The following is a 24721-nucleotide window of genomic DNA, read 5'->3' on the forward strand; positions in this document are numbered from 1 at the left end:
AAGTGGTGTGAGCCATTAAGCTAACTTGTACTAATTACCCGTGAGGCTTAACCATACAACGCCAAACGCGTTTTATGTGATAGTGAAACAAGCGAAGAAGTTAATATAACTAAAGTAGATATTACTTAAGAAAGACTTAAAAAATATTATCAGATATTTTCCAAATTCAGTTAGTACGTAGAAATACGTATTAACGCCCAAATTTGCTTGGTGACAATAGCGTTTTGGACCCACCTGATTCCATGCCGAACTCAGTAGTGAAACGAAACAGCGCCGATGATAGTGTAGCATTTGCTATGTGAAAGTAGGACATTACCAGGCTTCAAATTAAAGAAACCCGTTACAGAAATGTGACGGGTTTTTTGCTGTCTGGGATTTAGTAAATAGCCAAGAGCCCATGCCGAACTCAGTAGTGAAACCAAAGCTTCTACCGATGATAGTGTAGCATTTCACTGTGGCTCTCCACCGCTGTGGGCACTACGACATTCTACTGCGTAGCGCACCGACTTCAAATTGTAGAAAGCCCGATTCGAAAGAGTCGGGCTTTTTTACGTCTGAAGAAAAGTAAAATACGCACAATTAATAGACACTGACATCAACACTCATCACGTGGGTCGGGCGAGCTTAGCGACTCCCGACGCGAAAATCACATCGAGAATATCTACAGTGTTCTTATTTCACGAGCTGGATTACCCGCTACTACGGTATTAGGCATTACGTTTTTAGTTACAACAGCACCCGCACCCACAATACTATTTTCACCAATACTCACACCCGCTAAAATAATTACACCTGCGCCAACCCATACGTTGTTGCCTATTGTAATAGGAGCAGCAAAGTTTTCTTTATTGAGTCGCTCTAAAGGGTTAACAGCATGGGATACAGTCAATAGCTGAACATTAGGGCCAATTAAGCAGTCATCACCAACTGTTATTGAAGCTTCACTAATTGGGGAATCTAAAATAGTACAGTTAATATTGATGAAGGTACGATCGCCAATAGTTATTTGATTTCCATAGTCGCAATGAAAACCCGACTCTATAATTACCTCTTCACCGCATTGTGCGAACAGCTCTTTTATGCGCTTTAAATTACCTTTGCTTGGGCTTTTATTGAATAATCGGCATATCTCGCCTGTTTGTTTTCTTTGCATTAAATAGGGCTTAGTCACGCTATTAAATAATTTCATTGAGTTTGTTATTCGTTTATGTGCATACATTATTAAGTATTATCTCATGCTTATATATTTTACTGAAAAGTTGTTATTACCTTTTTGTATGAGCTAAAAAAGTTTTAAACAAATTTAGACTTTTATTATATTCCTTTTTAAAAAAACTTTAATAATGTAAAATCTATGTTACAAGGAGTGAGTAATGAAATTAAATAAACTAACTAAACTAACTAAATTATTATGTTTAACAATCATTTTAGCCGGTTGTGGGGGAGGGGGTGATGAAGCCAGTCAATCAGTTAATAATGAATCTGGTTCTTTTGGAAAAACTGAATTTGTTAAGCCTGACTATCAAAATACGCCAACCTATGACGGTGAATTATCTTTATTCGAAATAACAGCAAGTAATGTAACTCAACTAACTACTCAGTACTCATATTTACTAGATAGTCTAAATTCCATAGTATTTGGTGAGGATTATCAAAATCTATTTCTCCACGACCCAGTGCTAAATAACCAATCTGATAATTTCGGTTGTGTTACAGGCTCTGCTGACATGAAAGAGGAAGAGGCTAATCAGCACTATATAATTACTTATAACAATTGCTCTGCTGCTGGGTGGGTTTTTAATGGGCAGTCTGATATTTATATCGAAAACTCTAACGCTGAATTTGTTTTTGAGTATGGGGTGGTACCTAGTTTAAAAATTAGTAACGAAGTGCTTGGGGTTACCTATTTTACAGAAGGTTTTGCTATTGCTAATAGTCAGGGAGTAAATAGTGATAGTAGCGCTACTGTGAATATTCAATTTAAAGGTGCTGATGAAAATTCGCTTGATATCCTATTCTCTAATGTAAGGCTTGATGCTGTTTTAGATGCAACTAATGTTGGGTATGGTATTGGTTTTAATGGGGAAATTTATTTTAGTGATTTAGGAAAACTAACAATAAAAACTGATGAGTTTTATCCAACCAATGATATATCTCTGCCCTCAATAATAGGAGCAAAGTACACCCTATTATCACAAAATACTGCTAGTGTAGATCTTAAAGCTAATGGTATTTCGACCATACATCTATCTAATGAATTTTTACCACTACAGTTTTATTTAACTGACTTAGATAAAGTTTATAACAATACTGCCAACTCTGCTCCTATAGCAAGTATTTCAGGCTCAAACAAAGCTCTACGACACTCTACCCTTACTCTTGATGCAACTCAGTCCAAGGACCCTGATTTTGAACCATTAGGTTACGAATGGAAATTAATAACTTTTCCGCAGAATGCTAATTGGCAACTTGGCACCGGTAGCAAAATTGACTTTATTGGAGACCTACCAGGCCTTTATCGCATTTCGTTAACAGTTGTAGACCCAAGTGGTGCAGAAAATACTGTGGAGCATGAGTTTAAATTAGAAAAACTGCCAGCAATTGTTTCTGATATTACTGCTTATGATGAAATAGAATTAGGTGAGCACTATACAGCCATTTTTAATTTATCTAATGATGAGTTCGATGGTCCTTTTGAGTACAAAATAGCATATGGGCCTAGTAATATCTCGATTTCAGAACAAGGAGAGATTAATTGGTTAAGCAACGCGCCTGACTTTGGTAGTAATTTAAACGTAAATTTTGCTGTTGATATCTCAAACTCTGACTCTCAAACAAGGATTAAGCATCAAATAAACCTTAAATCACTCGGTGGCGTTGGTAATCTCTCAGTTGGTCATGTGCACAACTCAACATCGGGTGTAGCTTCAATTAAGCTTTCGAACAATAAAAGGGGTGTGTTACGCGGTAATGATGATTATATCTTAAGTCTCAGTGAGACAGGGTTGCTAGAATACAATAACTGGATACCTCCCTTACCTTTAAATGTTGAGCATGTAGGTGCATTACTTAATCAGTCAGAGACGCAACTAAGTTGGCTCAGTATTACTTACAACCAAGAGGCAGCTAAACATCAAATATTTTTAAGTAATGAGGGCTCAAGTAGTTTGCTGATAGATGATGTTTCGGCTGAGAATTATAACTCTATGGTATTTGATTACAACGGCGATGGTATTGAAGATATTCTCCTTTCGGCGGGTCATTCGTATGATAGTTATCTTATTAATGGAAATGATCTTTCTATCACTAAGCTTATTGTTGCGCCGGATCTTTCACTTAATCATTCAAATAGCTTGATTCAAGTTTGTGATTTGAATAATGACGGCTTTAAAGAGTTAATTGATAGGGGAAGTATATTTGATGTCAAACAGAACAAATACCTGATAGAGCCCTACTCTGAATATAAATTTAAGGCATTTACCAGTGGTGATAATTGTCGTGTAACTAGGTATAAAGCCTCCGATCACTATAGTGAACTAATATGGTGGGAAGATGGTGAACTGCAGGTTAGTAGTGAAAAGTTTGAGACTAATTTCCATGATGGAATTTCGATTGGCCTTGATGTAGATAGTCCTTATAGTCATGTTTACTTTTCTAATTCAAAAGAGCTTCATTACTTTGATCAGCAGTGGCAATTGTTCTCTGTATCTATTGCTGAAAACCCCTTTGGGAGAGTAATAGGAGCTGTTGATTTTGATAATGATGGAATACAGTCATTATTAGTAAGCAAAACAGATAGTTTAGAAGGAAGTTATTTATACGAAGAATATACGATGCAAAGCTTTAGCTATGAGAATGGGCGATGGCAGCTTGAGTATTCATCAGTGCCTCAAGGCCAACTTCCTAATCTTCATATTGTTGGTGCTGTAGATGATACGGTTAGCATTTCAGATTTTGGCCGTTCGGCTAAGGTAACGCACAATAATGCACCTGTTACTTTCACTGGAGAGATGCTGTTAACGCAAGATAATGAAAATCAAATTGAGTATTCATTAACTCAAATTAACAACGAGACATTTATTGTTAAACGCAATATAGGTTCAACCAGTGTAATTTGGCAAACTAGCGTTTCAGAAGTGACTTTTTCTAATTCGTATGATTTTGCTTTTACAGAGTCCGAAACACGCTTGAGCTTTAAAAGTGGTACTAGATATTACACAATTGCTAAACAAACAGGTGAAGTCGTATCAAGAGCCTACTTTCCTTACTTGCCGTCTGAAGAGTTATCGAAAATAATAATAGGTTATTACGATTTAGGTATAGCTTTTTACGAAAATCCAAGCTTATCGCCCATTTCAATTGACAGTAACAATTGGCCTGTACCTTTAGATTTTTTGCAAGAAACAACAAGCCATGTAGCGCATGTACACGCTATTCAGCTAGATTCAGATCCTCAGCTAGAGCTAATAATTGATTATCGTACTTTTGGTAGTTTCGACGAAGAAGGTGGTTTAATAGTATTAGATACGAAAACGAAAGCATTAGAAATTTTGGACGAACAACTAACTAAGGGCTTTACTATTTACCACAAAGAGAAAATCCTCGATGAAACTATAGGTGGCGTTTATGGCCGAAACTATCTGGCGCATTACTCTATAGAAAAAACAATTAGCCTAGTGGATAAGTTATCAAATCAAGTTATTTGGGAGAGTCCACAAATCTTGAATAATTACCACGATGTATTAATTCAAAAAGATGAGCGTGATTCTTGGAGTTTATATATTTTAGGTAGTGAGTTTTTAACATATCCTTATTTGAACTAAAAAATAATAGCGTGCTCAGTAATCTAGTTTTAGCTCACTGAGCACGCTAGAATGTTTCACCACATCAACATGGTGTTAAATTAAAAAGCGCACATTGCGCTTTTTTTACTCATTCACTTGCCATTTAGGTTGTTTCGTTTAAAATCGCATAACTTTCGAAACGAAACTTAATTCACGAGCTTTATGACTAAACGAAACACACAACAGCGTCGTCACAATATACTGGTTCAGGTTAATGAACTAGGTGAAGTAGTTGTTGAAAAGCTAGCTGAGCAGTTTCAAACATCAGAAGTAACCATTCGAAAAGATTTAACCTCGCTTGAAAAAAGTGGCTTATTACTTCGCCGCTACGGTGGTGCTATTGCACTACCTAAAGAAATTGTTAGCGATGAAGTAGATTCAAAGCGCAAAGTAGCAATAGCAAAAGCGGCAGCCTCACTTATAAACGATCATAATCGCATTATTATTGATAGCGGACGCACTACAGCAGCGATGATCCCTGAACTTGCCAATAAACGTGGGCTCGTTGTTATGACCAATGCGATTAAAGTCGCTAGTCGTTTATTAGCACTCGAGAACGAGCCAACACTTTTGATGACCGGTGGAACCTGGGATCCGCATTCTGAGTCGTTTCAGGGGCAAGTTGCCGAAAATGTATTATGCTCTTACGACTTCGATCAGCTCTTTATTGGTGCTGATGGTATAGATGTAAAACGTGGCACAACAACCTTTAATGAGTTAGTTGGTTTGAGCCAAGTAATGGCAGAAGCGGCTCGTGAAGTAATTGTAATGGTTGAATCAGATAAGATTGGCCGAAAAATACCAAATTTAGAATTACCGTGGAAAATAGTAACCACATTAATAACCGACAATGGCTTAGCAGACGATAAACGCAAAGCAATTGAGGCGTGTGGTGTAAAACTAATTTGCGCAGAGATTATACAGTAGCTACTGAGTAGCAAGTATTTAAAAAATTAATGGAGACACTATGTGTGGAATAGTTGGGGCAGTTGCAGAACGTCCAGTAAACAAAATTTTAGTTGAAGGCCTTAAGCGTCTTGAATACCGTGGTTACGACTCAGCAGGCGTAGCATTGCTTGATGGCAACACACTTAATACTGTTAAAGCAGTAGGTAAAGTGGTTAACGTAGAAGCTGCGCTAGAAAAAGCCGGCGTTAGTGGTCATACAGGCATTGCACACACACGCTGGGCAACACACGGTAGCGTTACAGAAGCAAATGCTCACCCACATGTATCAAACAACCAGTTAGCACTTGTGCACAACGGTATTATTGAAAACCACGCAAGCTTACGCGCATCGCTTAAAGAAGAGGGCTACGAGTTCCTATCTGAAACGGATACCGAAGTAATGGTGCACTTAATTCATAAGCTTCGTAAGCAACACGCAACGTTACTTGCAGCAGTACAAGCAGCTGTTAAGCAGTTTGAAGGTGCGTTTGGTACTGTTGTATTTGATAAAGACAACGACAACGAAATCATTGTAGCGCGCTCAGGTAGCCCTCTTGTTATTGGTTTAGGCCTTGGCGAAAACTTTATTGCGTCTGATCAGTTAGCACTACTACCTGTTACTCGTAGCTTCATCTTTTTAGAAGAAGGCGACGTAGCGCGTATTACACGTGACACAGTAGAAATTTTTGATGCAGACGGCAACGCAGTTGAGCGTGAAGTGATTGAATCAAACATTACGCAAGATGCATCAGGTAAAGGCGATTACCGTCACTACATGCTAAAAGAAATTTACGAGCAACCACTTGCAGTACGTAATACGCTTGAAGGGCGTTTAAACGACGACCGCGTAGCAATTGATGCCTTTGGCGACAGCGCTCAGCAAATATTTAAAGATGTAAAACACGTGCAAATTATTGCCTGTGGTACGTCTTACCATTCAGGTATGGTTGCACGTTACTGGCTTGAGCAATTTGCGGGTGTTAGCTGTAATGTAGAAATAGCTTCTGAATTTAGATACCGTCAGTCGTTTGTACATGAAAATAGCCTACTTGTTACTATTTCTCAATCGGGTGAAACTGCCGATACGCTAGCTGCGTTACGCCTAGCTAAAGAGCAAGGTTACATGGCTTCAATGACTATTTGTAACGTACCTGGTTCATCGCTTGTACGCGAATCAGACCTTGCCTTTATGACTAAAGCGGGCGCTGAAATTGGCGTAGCATCTACTAAAGCATTTACTACGCAGCTAGTTGGTTTGTTAATGCTTACTGCATCTATCGCACAAGAAAAAGGCCTTGATCAAAGTGCCATTGTAAATGCAATTAAAGTACTTCCAGCTAAGTTAGAAGAAACATTGCTACTAGCTGATGGTATTGCAGATCTTGCAGAAGAGTTTGCCGACAAGCATCACTCACTGTTTTTAGGTCGTGGTTCGCAATACCCAATTGCAATGGAAGGTGCGCTTAAACTTAAAGAGATTTCGTACATCCACGCAGAGGCTTACGCAGCGGGCGAGCTTAAGCATGGCCCACTAGCGCTTATTGATGCTGACATGCCAATTATTGTTGTCGCACCTAATAACGAATTGCTAGAAAAGCTTAAATCAAACGTAGAAGAAGTACGCGCACGTGGCGGCATTATTTACGTATTCGCAGATAAAGATTCACACTTTGAGTCAGACGACACAATGCGTGTTATTAACGTAAACCACACTGACGACATTATTGCGCCAATTGTTTACACACTGCCATTGCAGCTACTGTCATACTACGTAGCGGTAATTAAAGGCACTGACGTTGACCAACCACGTAACCTAGCTAAATCGGTTACTGTTGAGTAACAAAGAGTTAGTGCTATAAAGTACTCTGGAAGCCGGCATTATTGTCGGCTTCTGGGTTTACAGTATGCCTTGCGATAACAGAAAGAGCGGTTAATATTATTTGAGCTAAAAATTTATTGATATATGGAGTAAATATGACCAAGGAAGTTATCAATGTTGATGGAGTTGAGCGTGAGCTCAGTGATAAGGAGAAAGGACTTCTAAAAATTAAAGGGATAAATAAGGCTGATGTTTTCTTTTATAAAAATACTCTGGGATCAGTCGAAATCACAGCCACTATTGATGAACTTGTAATATGTGAAAGTGAAATTGATGGTGTAGGAATAGAGGGTGCAGATATTAAGTGCCTTCGTATTGAACAAAATTCGAAGATTAAGAGGTTGATTCTGAATAAATCGAGAATAGAAAACCTTGAGATCGCGGACTCTTCAATCGAGTTAATTGAAATTCACAATAATGATTTTTGCCCAATAAAGCTCCTTAAAATCACTAACAGTAACTGTGGAAACTTCAAATCTATATGTACATCAATAAATAGTCACTTTTCAAAGTTTTGGCATAAAAGTGGAGCCATAAGCTGCGACTTGGAAATAGAGCAGGGCCTAATTGTTGATTCAGGTTTTAAATTTGAGAGTCGCAATAGTAAAAATATCTCATTAAAAGATAGTATTGATGGTCGGCTCGATATTAGCTTTGACTCTGCGAACAACTTAGAGTTAAGCAGCCTTTTCTTAACCAATGAAATATCACTAACGGCAAGGCAAGGTTTAAAGCAATTGTCTGTCAGTAGCTTCAGCTGTGGTAGTGGTAAACTTTCTTTTCATGGTTTCAGCGCCTTAGGTGGCAGTCAAACATCTGTGCTTTTCCAATCTATTTCTTTTGGGAATTCCGACTTCAAAGATTGCGACTTTCGTTCATTTAGATGTTTTGAAATCGATAAAGTACAATTTCAAAATACTAGCTCGATAGGTACCAAGTGGCCTTTGAATCCAGTTTATAAATCAGGCAATAGTCTATTAGAAAGCTATTATTACAAAGTTTACAAAATGTTGGTCGATGATGGTGATTTAGAGCATGGACTGCAGTTTAGAAGAAGATATCTTAACACTAAGGTATCTTTGCTTGAGAGCGAAGAGAATGAATCTAAATTAGTTGCTTGGGCTGATCGAAAATCGTTGCAACTAGGTGAGTTTACATCGGAGCATGGTACAAATTGGCTAAGAGCCTTGGTCATTTTGTTATGCTTAAATCTTATACTAACACCTATATTTATAAATTTCTTCAACATGTTTGAGATCTCACTTTTTAACTGTTCATTCACTAATGGGTTTGATTGTTCTTTTTCTACTGAAAGGTTTTCTTGGTTCGGACTCGAAATAATAGAGAATAATCGAATGGTATTTTCCCTACGCGATGCACTTCTATCTATGAATCCTGCTCACAGGCTTAGCTCACTTAGCTTTGATGGAAACACTTGGTTTGTGCTCTATAATTCAATAAACCGAGTAATAAATGGGTACTTGTATTTTCAGATTTTAAAGTCATTTAGAAAGTACATAACATGATCTTGTCGTGAATAAATACTGAAGCATCTTTCAATAAGCCTCTATAATTCTTCACTTTGTTATTCAATACTATTATTTCGTTGATGAAAAAGTACCTTCTATGTTGCGCCGTACTATGTCAGTTAAACGAAACCCAAATTCAAATCTTAAAGATGATGATACGTTGGTTCGCCATATTTATGATGATCATTGTATTAGTGTTGGGCATAAGATTTATATGGACGTATTATGGGCAATGTTTGATTCTATTTTGGAAGAAGATAGGCTCCGATTTGGCAATCAACATCAAGAATTTGTTGACGACGCTCGAAATGAGTCAAAGTTGGGATTAATTGAGCTAGAAAGTAATGAGAGGTTTCGTGAGCGTTTTAACGCCTTTGTTACACCACTGGTATACAGCTAAAACCCCCATGACTTTGATACTTGTAGTGCCTCATTTAAAGTGATTTCAGAGCTATTTATTAGATAGTTTATGCTTTCATTATTTAAGTACTTTAAATAAATGGGTTATTCTAAACACGGCAATAAAAACGCGGGATAAACCCGCGCCTACAGATAACACAAACTCGCTCGTAACTTGTAGCTTGTGTTACCTAAACTACATTTAAATCACTAATCTCTACTTAATAAGCGCTAAATACGCTAAAATTACAGGCTACTTTTTTAGCAATGAGCCCACAATTTTTATGACCTCAGCAACAAGCCCTAGCACGTTTACCGAACTTGGCCTTATTCCAGAGCTATTAGCTCGTTTAACCGATTTGGAATATACCCAGCCTACGCCAATTCAAGCTAAGGCTATACCTTGTGTGCTTGCGGGCAGTGATTTAATTGCGGGGGCAAATACTGGCTCAGGTAAAACAGCTACATTTGCTTTGCCTATGCTACAAAAGCTATTTTTAGAGCTGGGCTCTAAAAAAACAGCGAGCAAAGGTAACTTTGTAACGGGGCTTATTTTGGTACCTACCCGTGAGCTTGCTACGCAAGTGGCCGATAGTGTTAAATCGTACTCTGCAAACTTTAATGGCGCGATTAAAACAGTAGCTGTGTTTGGTGGTGTATCGGTTAATACACAAATGCAGGCTCTTCGTGGCGGTGCTGATATTATAGTGGCAACGCCTGGACGTTTACTTGATTTAATCTCAAGCAATGCTATTAAGCTCGATAAACTAAATACACTTGTGCTTGATGAAGCCGACCGCATGCTAAGCCTTGGTTTTACTGAAGAGCTTGCTGAGCTTTTAGCGTTAATGCCTGCTAAAAAACAAACCATGTTGTTTTCAGCAACTTTCCCTGAGCAAGTTAAGCTATTAACGCAAGAGCTTTTAAACGACCCAGTTGAAATACAAGTACAAAACAAAGATGAAAGCACCTTAGTACAGCGTGTTTTTACCGTAAACAAAGGTGAAAAAACCACAGTTTTAGCACATTTAATTAAAACGCATAAATGGCGCCAAGCGCTGATTTTTGTGAACGCGAAAAAAGACTGTGAGCATTTAGCTAGTAAACTTGAAAAGCGCGGCGTTAATGCACAAGTTTTCCATGGCGATAAAGGCCAAAGTGAGCGTACTCGCGTAATAGAAAAATTTAAAGCGGGCGAAATCGAAGTACTTATCGCAACCGATATTGCTGCACGTGGTTTAGATATTGAGAAGCTGCCAGTGGTAATAAACTTTAACCTACCACGCAGCCCTTCTGATTATATGCACCGTATTGGCCGAAGCGGCCGTGCTGGTGAAGTTGGTTTAGCGTTATCGTTAATTGATTATGAAGATTTACATCACTTTAAAATTATCGAGAAGAAAAACAAACTACGCTTAGAGCGTGAAGAGGTTACAGGCTTTGCTGTAAACCAAGCTAACCTTGATGCTGCACAGGCCCTTAAAAATGAAAAGCCAATGGCAAAACCAGAAGGTACAGGCAAGAAAAAGAAAAAAAATAAAGCCGATGATATAGATGATGTATGGAGTGGCTGGCGCCGTAAGTAACAATAGAGCTAAATAAATAACTGTAAAAAAACCCGTAATTAGTAAACCTAATTACGGGTTTTTTGCTTTGTGGGTTTAACTTAAAGTGCTAGTTTTAAATTAATGGTCGTGATCGTCTTCCTCTTGCGCAATACCAAGCCAAGTAATTGCACTAGGAGCAAAAGTAAGCTCAACCTCACTTTCAATTTCTAAGTCTTCAAGGTGTACTTGCACAACGTGCTGAGCAATAGGGTCGGCTACATAAGCAAACTGACCATTTTGCGCCACTGTCATGCTAAAGCTCATGCCCTCTGGCATAGTTGATACATCTTGCTCGGTAATATCAACTTGGCCTTCAAGCTCCCAGTGCATTTCGTCATCATGGTCGTGTGCGCTAAATACATTTAAAAAGCCTAAGCTGTCTAATATTAAAAAGTGCTCGCCATGGGCAGAAAAAGAGTACGACACAGCACTTGCGCCATCGGCTAGTTGCCATTCTAGTTCTTCCATTTGCGCTGTTGCCGGGTTAATAGTTACAATTACGGCTTCGCCGCCACCATGGCCAGACGCTACGCCAATAAAGGTCTCGCTATCTTCGTGGCCATAAATACTACCAATACGTAAATCGCCAACAGCTGCAATATTCGCTATTTTTTCAGCTTCATATTCATCATCTTGCTGGTGGGCTAATAACACACCATCGCTACAGCCAAATACTACATAATCGTGGTTTTGTGCTGCACCGTGTAAATCAGGGCACGTAACTTCTAAGGTTTGTTCAAGCTCGTATTCACCATCATGAAAATGATAAACACCTACTTGGTCTGGCAGTACTTTAGCAACCGATGTGCTTTCGCTGTCATCACGGCGAAGTGTTGATAATAAATGCTCTCCTCGTGGCTCTGCTACACCGTGCATATTAATATCGTAGCTAATACTCGGTAGCGTTGCTGTTGCGCTTGTTATGTCGTTATCTGTTAATACTTCAACAGAGGCAACCGTGCCTGAGTCTGCATCACCATCATAAAAAACAGCTAATTGGCCGTCATGTTTTACAAGGTGAGTAGGGCGGCTGCCACTTGTTAGCTCATAACTGCTAGCTGCTGGGCTTTGCCCATAGTCGTGTAAATGCTCGCCATGGTCTTCACGCCATAAACCACCATCAATAAAGCCTAGGTAATCTTGTGCGCGGCTTGCAATAACGGCATAACGAAAATCAGGTGATGACGACAGCGTGTTTGAATCATTCGTCAGGGTAAATGTTTCAAGTAAAGCGTTGTCATCTAGGTCATAAAAGCTGGCTTCGTTGCTATCGCCTGCAAGCACAGCTAATCTGCCTAATGAATCAATTGTGTAGCCATCATCATGGTCGTGATCATCATCGTCATGATCGTGCTCGTCTTCTACAACAATAGGATCTTTTTCTACAATATTGGTCTCTGCATCGCCACAGGCTGTAATAAATGTAGTGCTAATAGCCAGTGCAATAAGCTTTAATTTGTATAGTTTTTTCATGTTTATTTCCTTTAATTATAATTTTTTAATGCTTAAAAATAACCGCGAATGCCTAGCGCAAAGCTACGCCCTGGACGTGGTGCTATATCTTTTACAAATGAGCTGTGCACGCGTGCTTCTGTATCTGTTAAGTTGGTTCCTCGTAGGTACACAGACATATCTTGGTTTAATACTGAAAGGTCGTAAGAGATGCTTGCATCAACCAATGTGTAACCGTCTGTTGCTGTTTCTTGTGGGGCTGTGCGGTCTTGCTTTTGATAGCGAGTAACGTGAATATGCGCACTTAGTTTATCTGTTTGGTAGCTTAGTTCGCTGCCAAAACGAAGCGGTGGAGTACGGGGTAAATCGCCGCCGTCTTTTAGGCGTGTACGAACGTAATCTGAGAATAAATCTACTTTAAATTCATCTGTTAACTGCCACGCAATTTGCGCTTCAAAACCATGTAAAATTACATCGTCTGTTTTAAATAAATAAACAGGTAGCTCTGATGAATGATCGTGTTCGTCAGCGCCTTCTTCTTCATCGCCATGGTTGTGGCCACTTTCTGCGTATAAACCGGTATCTATTTGGTAATAATAATTATCTACTTGGTTGTAAAAGGCATTTAAAATAAAGCCAACATCGCCTTGAGTTTTACGCAGGGTTAAATCGATATTATTGGCTGTTTCTAGGTCTATTGCTTGATCAGATAAACCTAAATGGCCGTCTTCATCTAAATCAAATAGTGCGCCTACTTCGTAAGTGCCGGTACCAATGTGCGGCCCAAACGATAACAACTCAGAAGCAGAAGGCGCGCGTTCAGAGCGCGATACCGACAGCCCTAAATTATAGTTAGGTGTAAAATCCCACACTACGCCTGCAGATAAACTGATTGGTGTAAATTCATGCTCTACGTCAAATACACGAGTGGTTTCTGCGCTTTCTTCGTGGTCGTGATCATGCTCGTCGGCTTCTTCTGTTTCATCGTGTGCGTGAGCGTCAATATTTGGCAGTAATACGTCACCTGCTTCAATTGTTACACGCTCTATACGCCCACCTAACTGCACTAAAAAATCACCAAAGTGCCTTTCTTCCATTAGCGCTACAGCAAAGCTTTCGGTTTCTGATGGAGGAGTAAAGGCCTCTTCACCTTGTGCTTCAACATTGCTTTGTTTGTAATGAAAGCTAATGCCGCCATTCCACTCGCTAAATTGGTTATGTAGTAGGTCTACGCGTAATTCGTTTGTTTCGTTTTTAAATGTGGTGCCTACAGCGCCACCTTCAATTTCAGCGTGTTCGTAGTCAGTATGGCCAACGCGTAGGTTTACTTTGTTTAGCCATTTATTATCTAGGTTGTACTCACCTAATAATTGCACTTTTGTTTGCTCTAAATCAGCAAATACGCTTTCTTCTTCGTCGCTATGTTCTTCCTCTTCTTCATCGCTGTGCGTATGCCCCGGAATACCGTATTGACGATTAAATTGCTCTACTGCTAAGCCAATAAAGCCGTTATCCATTAAATAGCTAGCGCCAACAGTAAAACCGTCAGACTCTTCATTACTGTTTTCAACTTTGTAATCGCCACGATGCTCTTCGCCGTCGCTATCTATATCAGCAGCTACAGGTACCTCGTAGTCGTCGGCTTCACGCCAAAACGCATCGGCATAAAAAGCCACCGAGTCTGTACCTGTGGTGGCATTAAAAGAGGCCACTTTTTGGTTATCAACCGAGTTATGTTCTACGTTCCACTCGCCGCGTGTTGTGCTGTCGGTTGGTACGCGGTTATCTACTACATTTACTACGCCACCAATGGCGCCACTGCCATAAAACAGTGTTGCAGGGCCGCGTAATACTTCAATTTGTTGTGCGGTAGACGCCTCTGATGCAACAGAGTGATCGGGGCCAACGCGAGACACATCACTTACATCAAGGCCATTTTGAGTAATAAGTACACGAGGGCCGCTTAAACCACGAATAATAGGTGTGCTGGCTACCTTCCCGTGAAAGTTAGTATTAACGCCTGGGAGTTTTTCAAGGCTGTCGCCAAGGGTTGCAGCTTGTTGTCGTCTTAGTTGTTCGCCAGATAAAACACTAACAGGCGACGCAGATTCCATTGCCGACATATGAATAGGGGTTGCTTCAATATCAATAACTTCAATAGGCGAGCGCTTTAAATTAAAAGTAACCGATTGGTTATCATCATTCGTTATTGTTATATCGCGATGAAGGTGAGCATAACCAGGGGCTACAACATGTAGCTCTTTTAAGCCATTGTTTAGCTCTGCTATTACAAATTTACCGTTTTCATCGGTGGTTACTTTAAGGTCTGAGCCTTCAACTTCTACTGTTGCATTGGTAACTACTTTACCTTTGTTGTTTAAAACAACGCCCTCTATTGTGGATGCAAGCACACTTGCAGGTAATAAAGCTGCTATGAGAACAGCTAATTGTGATCTACGTTTCATTTGACTACCTTGGTGGATGTTATATTATATCAATTATGCGAGAAATGTTATAATGTATCAACAGTAATTAACTATTGTTACTTAAATGCCTTTTAAAACGTAAAGCCGTTGTTTAAAAAATTGATGAGTAGAGGAAGTAATGAAGTCGAGTCAAAGTGTTATGGATCGTATGGCGATTGGGTTATCGTTAATGTGTACAGTACATTGTTTTGCAACCCCGGTTATTTTAGCGCTATTGCCAAGCTTTGCTGTACTGCAAATAGATAGTGAGCAATTTCATTTATGGATTCTTGCGGCGGTACTGCCAACAAGTTTATTGGCATTAAGCTTAGGCTGTAAAAAGCATAAGCGTTTACGTTATATGGCCTGCGGCGTTATTGGGTTAGCCTTTATGATATGTGCGGTATTGCTAGGACATGAGGTCGCCGAAAAAGCGTTTACTTTAATTGGGTCGGCCTTTATTGCTGTAGCTCATTGGTTTAATTACCAACAATGCCTTAAACAAAATGACGATAACTGCCCGTGTTCAAGCGCTGAAACTGATCAGGCAGCTTAGCGTTATCAGTGCTACAAACAGCTAACATGTAGCACTGCCTTTCAATATTTAACTTTTTTTTTAATAGCCTAAAGCTAAAAGTGAGTTAAAGTAGTCATTCAATATCGATTATTACGCTTGGCTTAGGTTAATTAATATAAATGAATACTGCTTTAAAATACTTGCTGTTACTCTGCGCTTTAATGTGTTTTAAATTAAGCGCAAATACCCCGTACCAAATCCCTAGAAGTAGTGTTATTGAGTTAACTGAGCCTGCTACTAAACGGGTATATCCTGTTTTTATTCAGCTCCCTAAGTCATATAAAAAGCATCCTGAAAAAATATATCCGGTTATTTATTTAACCGATGCACCGTATACGTTTCCTATTGTGGCGGGTGCTACACGGTTTCCTATGAATAGCGGCAATATGCAGGAGGCTATTATTGTGGCCATTAGCTACGAAAAAGGATCTAGAGGGTCTAATAGTCGAATTAGAGACTACACCCCAAATAAGGCTCAAAGCTGGAAAAAGCAAACCGGTAACGCTCAAAATCATGCGCTGTTTTTAAAAAATACTGTGCTGCCATTTATACAAAGTAACTACCGAGCAAGTAGCACACAAAAAACCTATATAGGTAATTCTTTAGGCGGGTTATTTGGTGCCACTATTTTATTTACGATGCCCGATTTATTTAACAATTATATTATTGGCAGCCCATCGGTTTGGTTTAACAGCAATGCAGTATTAGCGCTACAAGCACATAAGCCTAAAGTGCCTACAAAGGTTTATATATCGGTAGGGGCAAAGGAAACGCCAAGCTTTGGTGAAGGGCAAAATATGGTGGAAGGGGCAAAGCAATTAACGCAAAAAATTAATGCACTTAGCAGTGACAATATTGAACTAAAAAGCGTTGTTATTGAAGGGGCGAGCCATGCAACCGCTTTTCCTACTACAGCTATACAAGGGCTTGATTGGGTGTTGGGAATGACACCAATCGACTTAAATATTTAATCATTCTAGCGTGCTAAATAGAGCGCTAACAGCGTTATAAATTTCTCATGTAGAACAGCTACATGTCGATATTTATGCCTTGTTATCACGCTATTTATCTGTCCTATAAATGCCTAATAACTTAACACGATTGGTGTAGCCAATAAGCCCTAAAAGGCATTAAAAGCTTAGGCGCTTTCAAGTTCCTTTTTCCAGTTTACCAGCACTTCAATAAACTCAGGGCCTATACCACAGCAGCCACCAATAATGCTTGCGCCCTGGCTGTGCCATTTTTTAGCAAAGTCTAGATATTCTGAAGGTGAAATATCGCGATACGCTTGTGAGCCTTCGTTGGCTTTGTAATCGCGTGCTATAGGTGTAAAGCCATTAGCAAACGCCCCTAAAACAACACTTTTATTTTGCTTGGCTAATACTGCGTTGGTATCGCTAAAGGCTTGCTCTATAGCTTCAGGTATTGAACAGTTAAAGAAAATACCAGCAACATTTTGTTGAAGCAAAGCCGTTACTGCGTCACTTACCAGCTCACCAGAGCGAAGTGTCGCTTGCTCGCTTATCGCATCAGTTAAAGTAAATGCGTAATAACATGGCTTGTTTGAGCCTTTAAGGACGCTTGCCATAACGTGCGCTTCTTCAATACTCGATATAGTTTCGCCAATCCATAAATCTACGTGTTCGTCTTGCGCCTTGTATAGCGTATCTAAAATAGTAAATGCGCGTTCGCTTTCAAATAGTTCAGGGCGGTAAGAGCCAAATGCTGGTGGTAATGAACCTGCTACTAATACATTTTGTTTAGCATTTTGAGCTACTTCTTTTGCAATAACGGCAGCTTGCTGTGCAAGGGCTGCGCCTTGAGCTTGATATAGCTCTTCACCTAAATGAAAGGGCACACAGGCGTAGCTGTTAGCTGTAATTATTTCAGCACCGGCATCTATAAAACCTTGGTGTGCTTGGGTTACAAAATGCGGGGCTTCTATTAGTGCTTGTGCGCTCCAAAGTGGCTGTGAGAACGGTGCGCCAATGCGCTTAAGTTCACGTCCCATGCCGCCATCTAAAATAGTTACTTTATTCATTGTGGGTTTCTGTATATCTAAACTATATGGCGCTATTCAAACATACTTTTTAAATAATTATAATGAAACTTCATCAGGTTGAGCATGAATAAAGCTAAACCTATTAAATGAGTTATAAAAATGCACAAAAAAAGCGACTACCTAATAAGGTGTCGCTTTTTAGTAAGTATGATTAGCTTACTTATAAAAGGCTTCAACAGTGCCTTTTCTTGTAAGTAAAAGAGGTTGTCCGCGACGATCAAGCCCTTTTGGAGATGCAAACTTTATCCAACCTTCACTGATGCAGTATTCTTCAACATCAAAACGCTCTTTGCCGTTGAACGTGATACCAATATCGTGTTCAAAAACTTCTTCCACATGATGTGGGCTACGTGGGTTGATAGAAAGGCGATCTGGTAAAGCAGGTTTTGCGGTAGTGTCGTTCATGGTCATATTCTATATTGAATGAAGTATGCGCTATTGTAGGCAATACAACGCTTTCGCTCAAGAGAGATAGTAGTAAATGTGTTTAAAAATGTACTAATTAATGAGTTGTGTATACAAATGAGATTGCGCTTGGAAAATACTTACAGAGGAGGTTTTGAAGATATTCGACTAAATAATTATGAAGGTAAATATATTAATGGGTTATCTCTAACCCATTCAATTGTTTAGCAATTAGATGCTAACAATGTTCTCGGCTTGTGGGCCTTTTTGACCTTGAGTAACAGTAAACTGTACACGTTGGCCTTCAGCTAAAGTTTTGAAACCGTCGCCAGAGATTGCGCTGAAATGTGCAAAAACATCTGCGCCAGATTCTTGCTCGATAAAACCAAAACCTTTTGCTTCGTTAAACCATTTTACTGAACCAGTAGTTGTATTAGACATAATATGTATCCTAAAAAATTAATATAAGTGTGCCTGAAAAGAGGCGATTGAGCCGGAAAAAATAGTTAACTTGAGGATATCGCGTGGGATTATTACTAAAACAACTCGGTACTAACAAATAAAACAAAACTTCTTTCAAACTAGTATTCAAAATGGGTTATTGCTAACCCATTTTAACGAAAGCAATTAGATGCTAACGATGTTTTCAGCTTGTGGACCTTTTTGACCTTGTGTAACAGTAAACTGTACACGTTGGCCTTCAGCTAGAGTTTTAAAACCGTCGCCAGAGATTGCGCTGAAATGTGCAAAAACATCTGCGCCAGATTCTTGCTCGATAAAACCAAAACCTTTTGCTTCGTTAAACCATTTTACTGAACCAGTAGTTGTATTAGACATAATATGTATCCTAAAAAATTAATATAAGTGTGCCTGAAAAGAGGCGATTGAGCCGGAAAAAATAGTTAACTTGAGGATATCGCGTGGGATTATTACTAAAACAACGGGGTACTAACAAATAAAACAAAACTTCTTTCAAACTAGTATTCAAAATGGGTTATTGCTAACCCATTTTAACGAAAGCAATTAGATGCTAACGATGTTTTCAGCTTGTGGACCTTTTTGACCTTGTGTAACAGTAAACTGTACACGTTGGCCTTCAGCTAGAGTTTTGAAACCGTCGCCAGAGATTGCGCTGAAATGTGCGAAAACATCAGGACCAGATTCTTGCTCGATGAAACCAAAACCTTTTGCTTCGTTGAAAAATTTAACTGTACCAGTTGTAGTTGTAGACATAATAGTATCCTAAGGATTAATAAAAGTGCGCCTTAAATTAGGCAATTTAACAGGAAGAAAACATACATTTAACTGAGGATAACGCGAAGGATTATTACTAAAACAACGTGGTACTTACAAATAAATAGGGTTTTCTGTCAACCCGATGGCAAGCAGGATAACAGTAAATTAAGTTATATACCAAGCCCTATTGTAAATTTATTTTAGAGTAAGTGCTTTATTTGTTTGTTTGTTTTTTAACTAATTAGTTATGATTGAGATGATCTTTTTTACTTCTTAATTAAAGGTAAATCTATTTTAATCAACGCTTTATGCTTGTTTTTGTACGCGGTTTTAGAGTAAGTAAAATACAGGTTTTAATTGCTTAAAACATGACCTAATTACCTACTAAATATTTTAATATATATCTGAAATAATCTGATTCATTAGCTCCAAATTACAAATCCAAGTATTAATAATGCAATCCAAAGTGTTTCAGCAACAATTAAAACAATAGGTTTCATGCCTACTTCGGTAAGTTTTCCTAAATTAGTTTTCATACCTATGGCTGAAATAGCCGAAATTAAAAAGAACTGTGAAAGTTCGTTAGCGGTTTCAAGCACTATTGTAGGAAGAGAAAAGCAGCTATTTATTATCATGAGTATGACAAAGCCAATTAAAAAACCAGGTACTTTAGGTAACTCTCCGTGTTTTTCTTTATTTGAGCGGTTAATAACAACCATCATAATAAGCACAACGGGTAGTAGCATAGCAACACGCACAAGCTTAGTTAGGGTTGCTATATCGCCTGTCTCAGGCGATACCGAATAACCAGCACCCACTACCTGCGCTACATCGTGTATTGTGCCGCCTAAAAATACGCCTGCATTATGCGCGTCAAATTCAAGGTAATTAACCACAATAGGGTAGAGGATCATAGCTAGAGTCGACATGGCTGTTACGCCAATAACGGTTAATAAGGTGTCGCGTTCTTTATGTTCGCTGTTTGGCATAATAGACGAGATAGCCAGCGCAGCAGACGCTCCACAAATAGCAACCGAACCACCTGTAAGTGCACCAAAGCGCTTTTGCAAGCCAAATGCGCGTGCTAGTACTACGCCTAAAATAATAGTAGTAAATATAGCGCCCGCTAGCATAAGTGCGGTTTGCCAACCCAGTGTTACTAAATCTCCCAGTGCTATGCGTGTGCCTAGCAGTACTATACCGACGCGCAAAACCGTGGTGCCAGTAAAGTCGATACCTTTGGCGCAAGGGCTATCGCTTTGATACAAAAATGAGACTGCCATACCCAGTAACAAAGCAAACAGCATGGCTGGCGCGCCGTAATGCTCACTCAAAAATAAAGCGGCAAGGCCAGTCATTGCAGCAATGCTGGCGCCTTGCCATAAAGGTGATATTTTACTGCTTAATTTACCACTTAAGCGCTGCATTACGCTTTTGCTGCGGTAAGTGCTACTAACACTTGGCGTTTACGTTCACCTGTAAAAGGTCTACGACCATGCATAGCCATTTCGTTATCAACTAAAGCAACGTCACCGTCTTGCCATGCAAGATCAAAGGTAAATACTTTAGAAAGCTCAACAATTTTATCAAGCCCTGCTTTAGGAATGGCACTACCATCACCAAAGGTAATGGCAATTGATGGGTTATCGCGTACACCTTTCCAGCCCATGTAAGCGGCAATCAGTTGGTTATAAAAAACCTGTACATTGTTTTCAAGAGTTACTACAGCAGGTAGTACCGGTGTAACGGCTTTTAGTGAGCCGTCTTCAAGCCATTCCCACTCGTAACCAAGTTCGGTTAATTTATTATGTGCTTCGTCTTTGGTTTCTACACTTAGCGTACTTTTCCAGCTGCGACCTTGGCCTGATGTTGCATCGTCAGCGGCTGGCATATAGGTGGTATATTTTAGGCCTTTGTGTTCAAAATCATGGGCAAGTTTACTGTCGTATTCTTTTAATGCGCTAAATAACTTATCTGATCGGCAAAGAGGTGTTGCACCACCTTCTTCTGCGGCCGATTTACAAAAGAAGAATAACTTACTTGGCGAAATAGGCGTTTGCGCCATTTCGTGATGTAAGTATATTTCTACATCTTTTGGCGCTTCGTTGGCTGTAAATACACGCTCGGTAAAATTAATACGTACCGCGTTAGACAGTGACTCTTTATAAGTAAAATTGTCGTAATCAAACCCTGCTGAAAAAGTATCAAAGGTTTCGGCGCTATTTACAGGGAAGCCACGAAACAGTACAGCACCTGAGCTGCGAAGCTTTGTAGCCAATTCACTTTTATTCGCGCGAATGAAAGCTACCGCTTCTTCAACGGTGCTGGCGTTATTGTTATTAACCACAATGCACGGAAAAACCGAATCATCGAATGTTAATTGAGTTGGCACTGAGGCGTAGTTAATTTCGGTAGCTGACATTGTATGTTCCTAATCGTAAATTGGGTGAAAACGGTTAAAGGCAGCTTCACAAAAGTGCCCAGGGTCGTTAAATCGGCGATTACTGTTAAGCGCAGAAATTTGCGCCATTTCTTGCTCTGTTAATTCAAAATCAAACAGTGCGAGGTTTTCTTTCATGCGTTCAAGTTTTGAAGTTTTTGGAATAATGGCTGTGCCGCGTTGCACGCCCCAGCGAAGAACTACTTGTGCTGGCGTTTTGCCATGATTGTGTGCAGCCGCTTTAACAACGCTTTGCTCAAGAACTGATTCAGTTTTATCAGCCATTTCTAGCTCAAGGTATGAAAGCGCACCCAGTGGTGAAAACGCAGTAACCGGAATATCGTACTGCTTAGCTAATCTTACTAATCGCTCTTGCGTTAAATAAGGGTGCGACTCAATTTGCAACATAGCGGGTTTGATATTTGCGTAGGTCATTAAATCGTGAAGCAGCGCGCTTGAGTAATTACATACTCCAATGCGTTTAGCTTTGTTGTTATGTACTTGCTCTTCCATTGCTTGCCACGTTAAATATAGCGGCACTTTTGCCAGCTCCATTTGTGGATTTTGCGCGTCTGGGTCAACAAACCACTCTGGTGGATAGCGGGTTTCTATTGGCACAAATGTTTGCGCAATCGGAAAATGAATTAGGTATAAGTCTAGGTAATCTAGCTTTAAATCACTCAGTGTTTTATCAATCGCGAGGCCAACATGCTCTGGTGCATGAAAGGTATTCCACAGTTTTGATGTTACCCATAATTCTTCGCGAGTACATAAACCATCGTTTATTGCTTGGGCTATGCCATCGCCTACTTGTTCTTCGTTACCGTAGTCTGATGCGCAATCAAGATGGCGGTAACCTGCCTTAATGGCTTGGTATACCGTTTGCGCACAATCTTCTTGTGCTACTTTCCATAAACCGAACCCTACTGGAGGGATATTATTTAATGAACTCATTGGGAATTCCTGTTAAAAATGCATAATGACTTAGGTCTTGTATAAGACATAAGTTATTATACGAATCAAACAGTGTCAATACTGTGTTAACAGCAAAGTAGTAAATGGGTGGGTTAAAAAACCTACAGGCAGCAAAAAGGCAGCGTTTGCTGCCTTTAAAAAATATTTAATTATTATGCGCTAAAGTGAGTTTTAGCACTAAACACGCTTTTAATTAATCAAGTTCAATTTGATAGTGGTAATGATCGCTACGGCATTTGCTTTGGCGGTATTCAATTAGCTTACCTTCGATTGATTCGGTAATTCGTGATACCAACAGCAGTGGGTCGCCAGCTTTAATAGCAAGCATTTTGGCATCATCAGCTGTAGCAAGTACAGCTTTAATACTGTCTTGGGTTTTGTGTACAGTTTGGTTAAATTTGGTTTGATAGTAATGGTACAATGTATGCGGAATATCACTACTTTGATGTATATCAGGAAAGTAGCTTTGCGGTAGGTATATAGTTTCGCTCATGCAAAATTCGTTATCAAGAATACGTCTACGAACAAGCTTGGTAACTTTGTCTTTTTTATTGAGTTGTAACGCTTCTGTTACTTCAATTGGCGCTGCACAAAGCTCAACCGATAGCAGTTCAGCCTTTGGCAAATCAGCGCCTTTACCGTCGGCTTGTAACGGAAAAAACCTAAATAAGGCATCTTGCGCGGTATGCTCTGATACAAACGTACCAACGCCTTGGCGACGAGTCACTATTTTATTGTCGGTTAATAAATTAAGTGCTTTACGAACCGTACCTTGGCTTACGTTAAATTCTTCAGCAAGGCGAAATTCGCTTGGTAGTGCTTCGCCAGGTACCCAGCGTCTTTCAACAATGAGCTGTTTAATATAATCAGCCACTTGTAAGTAAAGCGGTTGAAAAGCCAAGCTTGGGCCACTTAATTTGTGATCAAACATAGAATTACTCATTATTATTTACCATTAAATTTAATCCACCTGTAGTTATATCATAGGTGAAACCTTTTACGCATATTTGCGCTAGCTCAATTAAACGTGAACTACTGCTGTAATGTTTTATAGGCGCAAAATATACATTATGCCTAAAAACAAATCGTTACACTACAATAGCTCACCCTTAGGAAATTAAAAGTGCTCAGTATTTCTTTTGAACTCATTTTGCTTATGGCGTTGTGCCTAAGCCTTGCCACTGTAATGCAAACTCTTAGCGGGTTTGGCTTTGGGTTGCTGGTGGTTGCAAGCTTTACGTTGCTTGATGTATTGCCACTTACGGCAACTACATTTTTAGTGAGTTTGCTAGGGTTAGTTAATTCAACAACCGTGGTCGTTAAAAACCGCAGTTCGGTAAAAGTACCCGAGCTAAAACTTATGTTGTATACCGGTATACCGTTAATGCTGATAGGTTTTGTGCTGCTTGAGTTTATGTCGTCGCATTTAACGCACTATTTAAACTTTATTTTAGGTGTAAGTATTCTGCTGTGCTGCGCTTTAATGCTGATTGGCCGCGATCGTGCTAATAAACAAAGCCGCCCTCGTTCGTTTTTAATAGCTGGAGGGGTGAGTGGATTACTTGGTGGGTTGTTTTCAACCTCAGGGCCGCCGCTTGTGTTTCAGTGTTATAAGCAAAATTGGTCTATTGAAGCTATTCGCAGTACGTTATTAGCGGTATTTACTATTGGCGGGCTAGTACGTGTAGGTATCGCCTTATTTGGTACTTTGCCGGGGCTCGACATTATGTTTTTAATTGCAGCGGCTATTCCCTTAGTGTTGTTAGTTACGCATTTTGCTCGTAAATTAACGCCTTACGTTGACGCTAAATGGATACGCATTATAGCTATTACGTTACTAGGACTGAGCGGCGTATCGCTGGTGGCTACATCGGCACCTGGCATTTTTTAAAAATTGCGATGT

21 protein-coding genes and 1 rRNA gene are annotated in these 24721 nt (G+C 39.6%); 10 read left to right on the forward strand and 12 right to left on the reverse strand.

The window, feature by feature from the left end; all coding sequences use genetic code 11:
- The first annotated feature begins 206 nt into the window (after window positions 1–206).
- Window positions 207–321, forward strand: a 5S ribosomal RNA gene (gene rrf, locus I6E80_RS16825).
- Between the two features lie 340 nt (window positions 322–661).
- On the opposite strand, the gene I6E80_RS16830 is transcribed toward rrf, so the two are convergent.
- Window positions 662–1189, reverse strand: coding sequence for a sugar O-acetyltransferase (locus I6E80_RS16830; protein WP_197186031.1), 528 nt, complete (start codon window positions 1187–1189; stop codon window positions 662–664).
- Window positions 1190–1373: 184 nt separating this feature from the next.
- Between I6E80_RS16830 and I6E80_RS16835 the strand changes: the two genes are divergently transcribed.
- The 6 genes from I6E80_RS16835 to I6E80_RS16860 all read left to right on the forward strand — a co-directional run bounded on the left by I6E80_RS16835 (window position 1374) and on the right by I6E80_RS16860 (window position 11185).
- Entirely contained in the window at window positions 1374–4823 is a 3450-nt protein-coding gene (locus tag I6E80_RS16835) for a VCBS repeat-containing protein (protein WP_197186032.1), read from the forward strand.
- A gap of 183 nt (window positions 4824–5006) precedes the next feature.
- Complete coding sequence (locus tag I6E80_RS16840; protein WP_024597897.1) at window positions 5007–5771, forward strand: DeoR/GlpR family DNA-binding transcription regulator; 765 nt, start codon at window positions 5007–5009, stop codon at window positions 5769–5771.
- A gap of 40 nt (window positions 5772–5811) precedes the next feature.
- Entirely contained in the window at window positions 5812–7632 is a 1821-nt protein-coding gene (gene glmS, locus I6E80_RS16845; protein WP_197186033.1) for a glutamine--fructose-6-phosphate transaminase (isomerizing), read from the forward strand.
- 134 nt (window positions 7633–7766) lie between these two features.
- On the forward strand, window positions 7767–9197 hold the full coding sequence (locus I6E80_RS16850) for a hypothetical protein (protein ID WP_197186034.1): 1431 nt from the start codon (window positions 7767–7769) through the stop codon (window positions 9195–9197).
- A 115-nt stretch (window positions 9198–9312) separates the two neighbouring features.
- Window positions 9313–9600 carry a hypothetical protein gene (locus tag I6E80_RS16855; RefSeq protein ID WP_197186035.1) on the forward strand — a complete coding sequence of 96 codons (288 nt, stop codon included), beginning with the start codon at window positions 9313–9315 and terminating at the stop codon, window positions 9598–9600.
- Between the two features lie 283 nt (window positions 9601–9883).
- Window positions 9884–11185, forward strand: coding sequence for a DEAD/DEAH box helicase (locus tag I6E80_RS16860; RefSeq protein WP_197186036.1), 1302 nt, complete (start codon window positions 9884–9886; stop codon window positions 11183–11185).
- Window positions 11186–11284: 99 nt separating this feature from the next.
- Here I6E80_RS16860 and I6E80_RS16865 read toward each other — a convergent pair whose 3' ends face one another.
- Both I6E80_RS16865 and I6E80_RS16870 read right to left on the reverse strand, forming a co-directional pair.
- A complete protein-coding gene (locus I6E80_RS16865; RefSeq protein WP_197186037.1) occupies window positions 11285–12679 on the reverse strand; it encodes a 5-methyltetrahydrofolate--homocysteine methyltransferase in 1395 nt (464 codons plus the stop codon).
- Window positions 12680–12711: 32 nt separating this feature from the next.
- Entirely contained in the window at window positions 12712–15123 is a 2412-nt protein-coding gene (locus tag I6E80_RS16870; protein ID WP_197186038.1) for a TonB-dependent receptor, read from the reverse strand.
- A gap of 139 nt (window positions 15124–15262) precedes the next feature.
- On the opposite strand from I6E80_RS16870, the gene I6E80_RS16875 reads away from it, so the two are divergent.
- Complete coding sequence (locus I6E80_RS16875) at window positions 15263–15679, forward strand: MerC domain-containing protein (RefSeq protein WP_076925521.1); 417 nt, start codon at window positions 15263–15265, stop codon at window positions 15677–15679.
- Between the two features lie 140 nt (window positions 15680–15819).
- The gene (locus I6E80_RS16880; protein WP_197186039.1) at window positions 15820–16671 is read left to right on the forward strand and encodes an alpha/beta hydrolase; all 852 of its coding nucleotides are present in this window, start codon (window positions 15820–15822) and stop codon (window positions 16669–16671) included.
- 167 nt (window positions 16672–16838) lie between these two features.
- Here I6E80_RS16880 and I6E80_RS16885 read toward each other — a convergent pair whose 3' ends face one another.
- The 9 genes from I6E80_RS16885 to I6E80_RS16925 form a co-directional block, all read right to left on the reverse strand.
- Window positions 16839–17741 (reverse strand): homocysteine S-methyltransferase family protein, encoded by a 903-nt coding sequence (locus tag I6E80_RS16885; protein WP_197186040.1) that lies wholly within the window; start codon window positions 17739–17741, stop codon window positions 16839–16841.
- A 177-nt stretch (window positions 17742–17918) separates the two neighbouring features.
- Complete coding sequence (locus I6E80_RS16890; protein WP_002963088.1) at window positions 17919–18167, reverse strand: DUF3297 family protein; 249 nt, start codon at window positions 18165–18167, stop codon at window positions 17919–17921.
- 231 nt (window positions 18168–18398) lie between these two features.
- Window positions 18399–18608, reverse strand: coding sequence for a cold-shock protein (locus tag I6E80_RS16895; RefSeq protein ID WP_007580429.1), 210 nt, complete (start codon window positions 18606–18608; stop codon window positions 18399–18401).
- Window positions 18609–18794: 186 nt separating this feature from the next.
- Window positions 18795–19004 (reverse strand): cold-shock protein, encoded by a 210-nt coding sequence (locus I6E80_RS16900; protein WP_007580429.1) that lies wholly within the window; start codon window positions 19002–19004, stop codon window positions 18795–18797.
- 186 nt (window positions 19005–19190) lie between these two features.
- A complete protein-coding gene (locus tag I6E80_RS16905) occupies window positions 19191–19400 on the reverse strand; it encodes a cold-shock protein (protein ID WP_024595869.1) in 210 nt (69 codons plus the stop codon).
- Between the two features lie 425 nt (window positions 19401–19825).
- The gene (locus tag I6E80_RS16910; RefSeq protein ID WP_197186041.1) at window positions 19826–20830 is read right to left on the reverse strand and encodes a YeiH family protein; all 1005 of its coding nucleotides are present in this window, start codon (window positions 20828–20830) and stop codon (window positions 19826–19828) included.
- Window positions 20830–21825, reverse strand: a complete 996-nt coding sequence (locus I6E80_RS16915; protein ID WP_024600659.1) for a TauD/TfdA family dioxygenase — start codon at window positions 21823–21825, stop codon at window positions 20830–20832. Before I6E80_RS16915 ends, I6E80_RS16910 begins: the two co-directional genes overlap by 1 nt.
- A 9-nt stretch (window positions 21826–21834) precedes the next feature.
- Window positions 21835–22797, reverse strand: coding sequence for an aldo/keto reductase (locus tag I6E80_RS16920; RefSeq protein ID WP_076925524.1), 963 nt, complete (start codon window positions 22795–22797; stop codon window positions 21835–21837).
- Between the two features lie 214 nt (window positions 22798–23011).
- Window positions 23012–23761 carry a GntR family transcriptional regulator gene (locus tag I6E80_RS16925; RefSeq protein ID WP_024600661.1) on the reverse strand — a complete coding sequence of 250 codons (750 nt, stop codon included), beginning with the start codon at window positions 23759–23761 and terminating at the stop codon, window positions 23012–23014.
- 180 nt (window positions 23762–23941) lie between these two features.
- On the opposite strand from I6E80_RS16925, the gene I6E80_RS16930 reads away from it, so the two are divergent.
- Window positions 23942–24709 carry a sulfite exporter TauE/SafE family protein gene (locus tag I6E80_RS16930; RefSeq protein WP_331459342.1) on the forward strand — a complete coding sequence of 256 codons (768 nt, stop codon included), beginning with the start codon at window positions 23942–23944 and terminating at the stop codon, window positions 24707–24709.
- Window positions 24710–24721 lie beyond the last annotated feature (12 nt).

Origin of the sequence: Pseudoalteromonas sp. NSLLW218 (assembly GCF_015864775.1) — a bacterium.
Lineage (GTDB): Bacteria > Pseudomonadota > Gammaproteobacteria > Enterobacterales > Alteromonadaceae > Pseudoalteromonas.